A 9,846-nucleotide genomic window follows, 5' to 3' on the forward strand; every position below is an offset into this window, starting at 1 on the left:
GTGCCGATATTGCGGATTTGGTTGGCTGCCATATGATGCGCAGCTTCTGAAATGGAAAGGTATTTTTCATTTAAAAGGCTAGAATTAACGAGGTCATTGTGAGTGGCTCTTGCCCCAATGACGACCCCTTTTCCTGCAACATACTCAATTTTTGTCAGCTCGTCTAATTTCTTTAGGGAAACTAGAATTTCAGGGCTGAGCAGTCCACTTTTCATTTTAGAAATAATGTCCGTCCCGCCGGATAAGACCTTGGCTTTGGAACCAAAACGAGCGAGCGCTTCGCAGGCCTCTGCTAGACTATCCGGCATATAATAATCAAAATCAGGTAGGTACATTCAAATCCCTCCTTAAAATATGAAGACTGGGTCTTGAGTCTTAGCTGTTTAAATTCTCCATTTATCGACTAACTCGTAATTCTGCCCATGTAAAATATTCCAAGAATATGATTATTATAGCAGGCCACTAATCCCTAAACTATTACTGATTTAGGTAAGAATAGCTTGAGAAAACTGTCTATGTTAGGAATACAAATAAGTCGCAAAGGGTATTTTTCCCTGCGACTTATTTGTTAAAAACTCATTATAATCTTTAACTAGTTTAGTTAAAGATCTTCTATTGTTGTTTGGCTAATTATCTTCCATTATTAAGTTAAAGCTAAAATATGCTTTTATTTCGAGGAGGGAAAAAATGCCTAAGAATAACTTCTTTGAAGAACGCGTTGAGGGTAAGGTATTATTTAAAGGACATATAATTACCTTAGAGCGAGACATTATCCGCCTCGTCAATGGACAAAAATCAGAACGTGAAATTATTAAAGTTTCTAATGCAGTTGCAATTGTTGCTATTCACAACGAAAATATACTTTTGGTAAGACAATACAGATACGCCCTAGGCTGCAGTCTGTTAGAATTACCAGCAGGAAGGCTTAGTGAAAATGAAGAACCAATGACCTGTGCTCAACGCGAATTACGGGAAGAGACCGGTTATTGCGCTAATTTAACCTCTTTAGGAAGTTTTTACATGGCTCCCGGATATTCTAATGAAATCATCCACTACTTTTGGGGCAAAGATTTAACTTGGGACCCCCTTCCCCTTGATGAAGGCGAATTCCTCCAAGTTGAAACTATCCCTTGGCAAACAGCAGTCGAGATGACCAATCGTGGAGAATTTTCGGATGCTAAGACAATAATGGGTATACTTTTAGTACTATCGAGAAAACACTAATCGCCACCCGCTTAACTTTTTTTACAATCCCGTCAGCAGCTCTGTAAATAGGTAGCAATTCGCGGGAAAATCATAAGCAGAAAGGTGCTTCCGCCTCAACACGCGAAGCACCTTCTATTGCAACTAGGGTTGACGAGAATTATATTGTAATGGCTCAGAAATACCCTGCCTGTTAATCTGAGGGGATTTTTTCGTAACATATATTTCTAATACCTTGGGATAATAATTTAAGACTAAAAAAGCTTGAGGCTTATCTCCTGTTTTGGCTTGCCTTACTAAGCTCTATATTTTATGAAACATTGTTAGCTAATAAAATGTTATTTCTTCCGCAAACCCCCACAATAGTACCACTTGTTCTATTTGCCTTATCTCTAATTTGGTTGGTTTCTTACGGTCTCGTCCCGATGATCCGTTTCTTCCAGTTGCTCCTACCCTTTTTAGCCATTCCCCTGATCCTATTGGCCCTGCTATTCACTACCACCATCAAAACAGACAGATTCTTACCGGTTCAGGAGAACGGACTACTGCCTGTGCTGAAAGGTTCTTATTACTCCCTTGGAGCCTTCCAAGGCCCGGAAGTTCTATTAGAAGATATTGCCAGACGAGAAAACTTTCGAGATCTTACTAATTACCTATTACGAGAGCCTGATTTGGCCTTAAGACTCCGACTGGTATTCGTTCAACACGCCCAAGCTCGAGACTTTTTTTATACCAATCCCAGATTTGAAAAACGAGTCGCAGGCGATACTGTAACCTCAGAAGGAATGATGATGGAGGAAGCCGGAAAAGACCTTGATTTCTCCGAGCCAGAGAACTTAAAAAAATGGAAGAACTCTTTAATGACGCAATTAGTCAACAAGTAAAATCTGCTATAGATAAATCTCAAAAAGAGCTAAAGACTGATTATCTTGGCTTCGATAAAGCCTTTCAAAAATACCATGCGGAAGCTATCAAATATTTACCCAACTATTCCTATTGAAATACAAGTCAACTGTAAATTAGAAGCATATGGGTTACTTAAATAGTACTGGGATAAATGTACTTTTGTCGTTATGGATTACTTGCCTATGTCCGGGCATAAAATAGGCTCAGCAGAATTATCACGCTGAGCCTTACTAATATCTTTTGTAGAATAGAGAGCCGCCTCCATGACGTTGATACTTTTTTTACGATCCCTTCAGCAGCTCTGGTAAAAAGGTAGCAATTCCCGGGAAAATCATCAGCAGGATTAAACATATTATGATTGTACAGAGGAACGGCCATACCCCTTTAAAGATTGTTTCTAAAGGGATTTCTGGGGCAACTCCTTTAATAATATAAACATTCATCCCTACCGGTGGAGTAATAACCCCCATGGCAACTACCAATACTACAACCACCCCAAACCAGATCGGATCATAACCTAGGGTCTCAACTACCACAGGGAAAAATATGGGAATGGTCAGTAAAACTAGCGCTAAAGCATCAATAAAGCAGCCTAAGATGAAGTAGATGAGAAGAATCATGCCCATAATGGCAAACGGTGGTAAGGGAAGAGTTCCGACCCAGTTTGCCAGTTCAAAGGGTACTCTGCTTATAGCCATAAACCGGCCAAAAATAATTGCTCCAGCAAGCATCAACATAATCATAGCGGTTGTTCGAGTAGTATCAACTAAGGACTTTTTCAGTTTTTCCCAACCAAGCCGCCTCTCTAAAAGACTGACCATGAGTACTCCACCAGCACCTACTGCACCTGCCTCAGTAGGTGTAAACCAACCGGCAAAAAGGCCACCGACAGAAGGAATAAAGACAGCCAGGGCTTCCCCCAACCCTCCCCGAAGGGAACGAATTCTTTCTCCCCAACTTGATTTGGCACCGGCCAGTCCTAAACTCGGGTTACGCAAAGTAAGCAAGTAAATCATGCCCATGTTTAAGAACATCAGAAGAATCCCGGGAAGGATACCGGCCATAAAAAGGGTTCCCACAGACTGTTCAGTGGCAGTGCCATATAAGATAAAAATAACACTTGGGGGAATCATGACCCCCAAAACGCCCCCGGCAGCAATACTGGCTGTGGATAATGACTTGTCATAATTATATTTATCCATCTCAGGCAGAGCGATGGCCGCCATGGTAGCCGCTGTCGCGGTATTGGAGCCGCAAATCGCTCCGAAAATAGCACAAGCTGCTTGTGTGGCAATTGCCAGTCCCCCGGGCAAATGTCCAACCATTTTATAAGCGAAAACGTATAGACTCGTGCCAATCCCTGAATAGTAAGCCAGAAACCCCATCCAAACAAACATGGCAATAACACTCAGTGAATAAGAAGTAAAAGTGTTATATAGTTCTTTAGCCACCATATCCAACGATGCCGGTACTGAAGTGAGGTGGCTGAAGCCAACAAAACCGACAAGAGCCATAGCATAGGCAATCGGCATACGTACCATTACCAAGCCAAAGAAAAACGCGATCCCAATTAGCCCAACTAAAAACACACTCATGGTGCCACCTTCTTAGCTGCACTTGTCCCGAGAACTTCTCTGAATGAAACTAGGAGCTTGAACAATAGCACCAAACAAAGCCCCAAGAGGCCAAAAGCAACCACATAAATAAAAGGGTAAACAGGTATTTCTGCCGAAGGTGAAACGAGCCCTTTTAGCTTCATAGCATGACCAAATTTCCCCAGGGACCAGACAGTTGCAGCCCACAACATTAAAGAAGCGGCATGAACCAAGACAGCTGCAATGGACTGGATTTTTCGCGGAAAATGTTCCATGATAAAGCTAACCGCGATATGGCCCTCCTGAAAAGCACAGTGTGCTAGGGCCAAGGCTACTCCCATGGCTGTTATAAAGCCTACCAGCTCATAAGTTCCCAAAATTGGTTGGTTGAAAACCGTCCGCAAGATAATATTTGCTACAATCAACAGCATCACGGAAAAAATACATATTCCAGCTAATTTATCCAAGATGCTGCTAACTCCTTTTACTATGCCAGATAATTGCTTCAATTTTAGACTCCCCCTCAGGATTTACTTAAACTCCTTGTTATATTGATCCGCAAGATTGTTCACTTTAGCCAAGATTTCTTCTCCCTGCTGCCCCTTTTTCTTCATTTGAGCTACATAATCGTCCTGAATTGGTTTTATTAAACTAATCCATTGATTCTGCTCTTCTTGAGAAAGGGTAATGACTTCCATCCCTTTTTCATTGACAGCATACTTTAACGCAGATTCATTTTGTTTATCCCATAAACCCATGGCAACTTCTTCAAAAAACTTCTGGTTTACCGCTTCGATCGCTTTCTGGTCTTTGGGATCTAGGGAGTTCCATTTATTATTGTTCATGGTAATGTAGAATAAATTATTGTATAAGAAAGGTGTCAAAGTCAGATATTTGGTTACTTCTGCCTGCTTCCACCCCTGCAAGACCTCAATTGGACCTAAATTTCCCTTTGCGACGCCCTTGGATAATGCTTCGTAGGCTTCAGATTGGGCCATCGCAACTGGCATGGCACCCAGAGCCGTAAGACTTTTAGCGCTAAGACCTGTCGCTCTAATTTCTAATCCTTTTAAATCCTTAAGAGCACGTACAGGTTGTTTGGTATATAAATCTCCAGGGCCTGTTGTAAACACCATCATCAATTTTGTATCCTGAACCTCCTTGGGATTTAACTGTTTGATCCCTTCCCAAGCAACTTTACTGGCAGCCTTGGAATTAGCGTATTTAATGCCTGGCAGTTCAAAAACCTCTAACACAGGAAAATTACCCCGTGTATAAGAAAAACAAGAAAGACCTAGATCTGCGATTCCATTGATAACTCCATCATAAACCGCGTCAGCCTGTAATAGCGTCTGTCCCGGATAGCTGGTAATTTTCACTCTGCCCTCAGTTGCAGTCTCAATCGCCTTGGCCCAAGGTTGAACTAGCTCTTTTTCAGCAGGGTGTGTAGCTGGAAAGAAATGAGCTAATTTTAGCTCGACTGTTTGAGATGTCGTTTCATTCTGAGCAGCCGGAACAGAGGCAGTCTGTCCGCATCCTGAAACAAAAACCAAATTCAATGCCAGCACCACAAATAAAATTCCTCTCCCTAACGACTTCAACTTAATTGATTTACTTAACCCTTTTTTCACAATTATCTCTCCTCTTTTTTAATTTTAGAAAATAAAAAAAGCCCCTAATAGGAGTTAGAAAAACAGAGTAAGACCCCACTTCCGTAACAAAAGACACGGATACAGAGAATAAACCCATCCTTATTTCTACCGTCCTACAACTGACCTACATTATTTGAAACAACCATTACCCTACTATCCTACAACTACCATTAGACTACTAACCTACAACTTACCGTCAGACTACTAACCTACATCTACATGAACGATATCAATCAACTCTATAAACACTTACTTGAATAGTATATGCGTTCCACTATAAAATTACCATACTTTTCTATGAAAATCTAGTTAGTATAACCTTTATTTCCTTCTAAGATGCAAAAAATAATCTCGTCTTGAAGTAAAATGCAGAACGCCTCATTCTTAAGACACCCCTTCACACGTAGCCTCGCCGATGTAAATAGCATCAAAATAGTATATAATAAGGGAAAAAGCATTAGGTTTGAGGTGAAATAGGTTCATGAACTCAATTGATAAGTCCATTGTACAACTCGCGCTGGATAGCTTTCTCAACCGCGAAGTCTACCTCCACCTAGAGACGACCAATGGTGCCTATGCAGCCCATAGGCAAGAAAGCAATATGACTGTGGGTGCATATATTCGCAATGGTCGTATCCGCTTTGGACGAGGGATTATCACTGGCGACGGTCCGTACCGAGTTGGTCTCAAAATGGAACTCGGCTGGGTATACGCCGAGGGACTAACCGATTTTGAGATAGACCAAGAGGGTCGGCTATTGCTCGCCGGCCATGATCAAGAGGGACGACTGGCTGTGGCTCTCGAACTTAGTTTATCTCCATTCGAACTATAGACTCGTCGCATAACACCTGTATACAGGTGTTATGCGTTATTAATGGACTTTGGATTAAAGTGGGAGGCATCGGTCATTGGAAAAACATGTTCTCGTAGTTTTCCCCCATCCAGACGACGAAACGTTTGGCTGCGGCGGAACCATTGCACAATTCGCGAAGTCGGGCGTTCCAATTACTTATATCTGTGCTACTATGGGCCAAATGGGACGCAACATGGGAAAACCGTTCTTTGCCACCCGAGAATCGCTAGCGCATATTCGGGAAGCAGAGTTGGCAGAGGCTTGCCAAGCTATTGGCATCAAAAATGTGATTAAACTCGGGTTGCGAGATAAAACGATAGAGTTTGAAGACCCTGAAATCTTAATCGATAGAATTGAGCGGATCCTCCGCGAGATTCATCCTTCCCTAGTCCTTACCCACTATCCAGGATATGCAGTGCATCCAGATCACAACGCTCTCGGGGATGTGACGATCCGAGCCATTTCTCGTCTTTCTGTTCAGGACCGCCCTGTCGTGTACGCCCACGCTTTTTCTCATGACTCTCAGGATGTGCTCGGCCCGCCGGATATCGTCAATGATATTTCAGATGTGTCCGAAGTGAAGCTGGCTGCGGTCCGGTCCCATAAATCACAATCCCAAATGTTTCTGTCTCGTATTGCAAGGGGGCAAAAAAAGGGAAAGTCCTCCAAAAATCAATTTAGTCACATGCTCCTGAAAGAAACTTTCTGGACCTACCGTTTTTCAGATGAGCGCCGATAAGCGACGACTTACAGTATAATTAATCCATGAAAATGCAAAATAAGCCAGACCATTTAAATAATTATCTATGTGAAAGAAACTGTGTGACTTCATCATTTAAAAGAAGCCATACTGTTTCTTTTTTACTGTGTTGAAGCATAAACATGTCCGTTAAAATGATTTACCTGATGGATTATTTTGTATTTATGGGTTTAGAGGAATTAGTAGATTTTTGTTGAATTATATTGAAATATGTAGAACTAAGCATAGCACAGTAACATTTTTCCATAAATTTTAAATAATAACGTAAACTCTAGTTAGAACTCTATTTATAACTTTAGTTTTAAAGGAGTAAGGATATATGACTATGTCATTAAGAAATTTTGCTCTGCTATTAATCCCCCTACTCTTGGCTCATTTTTTCCCTAAGCTAGCTCTCTCAAACTCTAATGCCAACGTGTTCAAATTGCTCATCGTTTCGTTGGTTATTTTTACTATAGTTGTAACTTTGTATATTCGTAATCTGAGCATTGAAAAGGAAGTAATATTCAAGACCGCAGAACTCACGGATACACTTGCAAAGCTCAGAGAAAGTGAAGCTAAAATGAAAACTCTATTGGTAAATCTGAATGTGGGTATTGCTGTGTTCTCTCCGAAAGGGGAGATGCTGGTATGCAATAGAAAGTTTATCGAACTGGGAAGCCCTAGAAACCATGAAGACAACGAAAAAACTCTCGTAGAGCAATCTTTTTTGAAACAATCTCTCATAGAACATCTGCCTCAAGTTTCGTTGGAGGAGGTCATTACCCATTATATAAACGAGGATGGTCAAAGCTTAACTATGGACGAGTTTCCTCTATATTAAAGTGCTTTCTACCGGCAAACCTGCACGCGAACAAATTATCGGGATAAGAAATCCAGATAACGGTGATCTTCGCTGGACAATGGGAGATCATGAACCAGAGTTTGACGAAGCAGGTAAATTGTCTAAGATCATTGTTACAATTGTTGATATAACTGATAGAAAAAACTCAGAGAAGGCCTTAAAGGAAAGTGAAAACCGACTAGGTGCATTTTTGAAGGTCATTCCTGATATGTTTTTCTTATTGGACCGTAAAGGTAATTTAATTGATAATTATATTGAAAATACTATGATTCCCTCTCATATGAAGGCTGAATTTTTAGGCAAAAATATCAAGGATTTATACTTTGTTGCTGAGCATATTGTGGAACTAGCATTCCTAAACATAGAAAAACTATTTGAGACTGGTGAAATACAAACTTTTGAGTTTTGTTCTGGAAAATTAAAATTTAACAAAGATACTTTCTTTGAAGCACGCTTAGTTTTATGCGGAGACGATACGGTTCTGGCCGTTGTTAGAGATATCTCTCTGCGTAAGGAATCAGAGGTCAAACTTTATAACATGAGTATCCATGATACTCCAACAAATCTTTATAACAGAAACTATTTTGATCATACATTGGATAAATATCAAAATACAGATACGAGCGGAATGGGTATTGTCATTTGTGATATTGATGGATTGAAACTAGTCAACGATACTCTCGGTCATGCTGTAGGTGATGATTATTTAAAGACAGCCGCAACTATTTTATGTGAATGCTTTGGTCAAAATGATGTCGTTGCCCGGATTGGCGGAGATGAGTTTGCCGTATTAGTTAAACACACAACTACTGAAGAATTATCAGCCGAAGCGTCCAAAATGGATAAATTACTAGCTATTATTAATTCTGAGGAACGCATTATACCCCTTAGCATGTCTCTAGGTTATGCTGTTGGGGATGGTACACAAAAGGATTTAAAAGCATTGTTGAAGATCGCGGATAATCTAATGTACCGTGAAAAACTTCACCACCGGCAGAGTGAAAAGAGTAAAAACATTGGCATCTTGACTAAAATGCTGGAAGTCCGCGACTTTATCACCGAAGGGCATGGCGACAGAATGCAGGAATTATCCGGCAAACTGGCTGAAGCTATAAACATGTCGAAAAATGAGATTAAGGACATGTATCTCTTTGCCCAATTCCATGATATCGGGAAGGTTGGCATTCCCGATAGAATACTTTTTAAACCCGGAAGACTTACTAAAGAAGAAATCAACGAAATGAAACTGCATACCGAAATCGGCTACCGTATTGCCGAGTCTTCGCCGGATCTTATGCACATTTCGGATTGGATACTTAAGCATCATGAGTGGTGGGATGGTAATGGCTATCCCTTCAAATTGAAGGGTGAAGAGATTCCGCTTCAGAGCAGGATCCTTACAATCGTCGATGCTTTTGATGCAATGACAAACAACAGGCCCTATCGTAAGGCTTTGTCCAAAGAAGAAGCTCTGGCTGAAATTGTTAAATTCAAAGGGACACAGTTTGACCCTACACTTGTTGATAAGTTTGTTGAATTGATTTAATAGCCTACGCAGTTTAACAAGGTGCTCCGCGTCAATACGCGAAGCACCTTGTTATTGAAAATACCGTTAGGTGAGAATTATTGCGACCTGGTCTTCTGGTCTTAATTTCTTTTGTAGCAGAATATGTAACATGCAAAAACCGCACCTTATAGTACGGTTTATTAGTTCTAATGGAGCGGGTGAAGAGAATCGAACTCTCGTAACTAGCTTGGAAGGCTAGCGCTCTACCATTGAGCTACACCCGCATATATTGGTAGCAGGGGGGGGATTTGAACCCTCGAATGAGCGGGTATGAACCACTTGCCTTAGACCACTTGGCTACCCTGCCATGGCTCCCCGAGTAGGACTCGAACCTACAACCTACCGGTTAACAGCCGGTTGCTCCACCATTGAGCTATCGAGGAATAATATTTGGCGGAGAAGGAGGGATTTGAACCCTCGCGGCAGTTACCCACCCTAACGGTTTAGCAAACCGTCCTCTTCAGCC

11 protein-coding genes and 3 tRNA genes are annotated in these 9,846 nt (G+C 41.2%); 7 read left to right on the forward strand and 7 right to left on the reverse strand.

Annotated elements, in window-relative coordinates; genetic code table 11:
• A partial coding sequence (locus tag JL57_RS29055) for a xanthine dehydrogenase family protein subunit M (protein ID WP_034145374.1) occupies positions 1 to 335 on the reverse strand: 335 nt, incomplete at its 3' end.
• Positions 336 to 687: 352 nt separating this feature from the next.
• On the opposite strand from JL57_RS29055, the gene JL57_RS29060 reads away from it, so the two are divergent.
• The 3 genes from JL57_RS29060 (at position 688) to JL57_RS36735 (ending at position 2,203) form a co-directional block, all read left to right on the forward strand.
• A complete protein-coding gene (locus tag JL57_RS29060) occupies positions 688 to 1,224 on the forward strand; it encodes an NUDIX domain-containing protein (RefSeq protein WP_034145375.1) in 537 nt (178 codons plus the stop codon).
• A 257-nt stretch (positions 1,225 to 1,481) separates the two neighbouring features.
• The gene (locus JL57_RS29065; protein ID WP_291300731.1) at positions 1,482 to 2,087 is read left to right on the forward strand and encodes a GerAB/ArcD/ProY family transporter; all 606 of its coding nucleotides are present in this window, start codon (positions 1,482 to 1,484) and stop codon (positions 2,085 to 2,087) included.
• Positions 2,048 to 2,203, forward strand: a complete 156-nt coding sequence (locus JL57_RS36735) for a Ger(x)C family spore germination C-terminal domain-containing protein (protein ID WP_366557129.1) — start codon at positions 2,048 to 2,050, stop codon at positions 2,201 to 2,203. The genes JL57_RS29065 and JL57_RS36735 overlap by 40 nt, the downstream gene beginning before the upstream one ends.
• A 187-nt stretch (positions 2,204 to 2,390) precedes the next feature.
• Here JL57_RS36735 and JL57_RS29070 read toward each other — a convergent pair whose 3' ends face one another.
• The 3 genes from JL57_RS29070 to JL57_RS29080 are packed head-to-tail and all read right to left on the reverse strand — an operon-like array spanning position 2,391 to position 5,335.
• The gene (locus JL57_RS29070; RefSeq protein ID WP_034145377.1) at positions 2,391 to 3,704 is read right to left on the reverse strand and encodes a TRAP transporter large permease; all 1,314 of its coding nucleotides are present in this window, start codon (positions 3,702 to 3,704) and stop codon (positions 2,391 to 2,393) included.
• Positions 3,701 to 4,213 carry a TRAP transporter small permease gene (locus JL57_RS29075; RefSeq protein WP_034145378.1) on the reverse strand — a complete coding sequence of 171 codons (513 nt, stop codon included), beginning with the start codon at positions 4,211 to 4,213 and terminating at the stop codon, positions 3,701 to 3,703. The genes JL57_RS29070 and JL57_RS29075 overlap by 4 nt, the downstream gene beginning before the upstream one ends.
• A 21-nt stretch (positions 4,214 to 4,234) precedes the next feature.
• Complete coding sequence (locus JL57_RS29080) at positions 4,235 to 5,335, reverse strand: TRAP transporter substrate-binding protein (protein ID WP_034145379.1); 1,101 nt, start codon at positions 5,333 to 5,335, stop codon at positions 4,235 to 4,237.
• 502 nt (positions 5,336 to 5,837) lie between these two features.
• Here JL57_RS29080 and JL57_RS29085 point away from each other — a divergent pair.
• The 4 genes from JL57_RS29085 to JL57_RS29100 all read left to right on the forward strand — a co-directional run bounded on the left by JL57_RS29085 (position 5,838) and on the right by JL57_RS29100 (position 9,359).
• Positions 5,838 to 6,188 carry a YojF family protein gene (locus JL57_RS29085; RefSeq protein ID WP_034145380.1) on the forward strand — a complete coding sequence of 117 codons (351 nt, stop codon included), beginning with the start codon at positions 5,838 to 5,840 and terminating at the stop codon, positions 6,186 to 6,188.
• Between the two features lie 76 nt (positions 6,189 to 6,264).
• Positions 6,265 to 6,948, forward strand: a complete 684-nt coding sequence (gene bshB2, locus JL57_RS29090) for a bacillithiol biosynthesis deacetylase BshB2 (RefSeq protein ID WP_034145381.1) — start codon at positions 6,265 to 6,267, stop codon at positions 6,946 to 6,948.
• A gap of 340 nt (positions 6,949 to 7,288) precedes the next feature.
• The gene (locus JL57_RS29095) at positions 7,289 to 7,792 is read left to right on the forward strand and encodes a hypothetical protein (RefSeq protein WP_034145382.1); all 504 of its coding nucleotides are present in this window, start codon (positions 7,289 to 7,291) and stop codon (positions 7,790 to 7,792) included.
• A 79-nt stretch (positions 7,793 to 7,871) separates the two neighbouring features.
• Complete coding sequence (locus tag JL57_RS29100; RefSeq protein WP_291300730.1) at positions 7,872 to 9,359, forward strand: HD domain-containing phosphohydrolase; 1,488 nt, start codon at positions 7,872 to 7,874, stop codon at positions 9,357 to 9,359.
• Positions 9,360 to 9,530: 171 nt separating this feature from the next.
• On the opposite strand, the gene JL57_RS29105 is transcribed toward JL57_RS29100, so the two are convergent.
• The 3 genes from JL57_RS29105 to JL57_RS29115 all read right to left on the reverse strand — a co-directional run bounded on the left by JL57_RS29105 (position 9,531) and on the right by JL57_RS29115 (position 9,763).
• Positions 9,531 to 9,604 (reverse strand) — tRNA-Gly (locus JL57_RS29105).
• Positions 9,605 to 9,610: 6 nt separating this feature from the next.
• Positions 9,611 to 9,687 (reverse strand) — tRNA-Met (locus JL57_RS29110).
• A gap of 1 nt (position 9,688) precedes the next feature.
• Positions 9,689 to 9,763, reverse strand: a tRNA-Asn gene (locus tag JL57_RS29115).
• Between the last annotated feature and the right edge of the window lie 83 nt (positions 9,764 to 9,846).

Source organism: Desulfosporosinus sp. BICA1-9 (assembly GCF_000802135.1).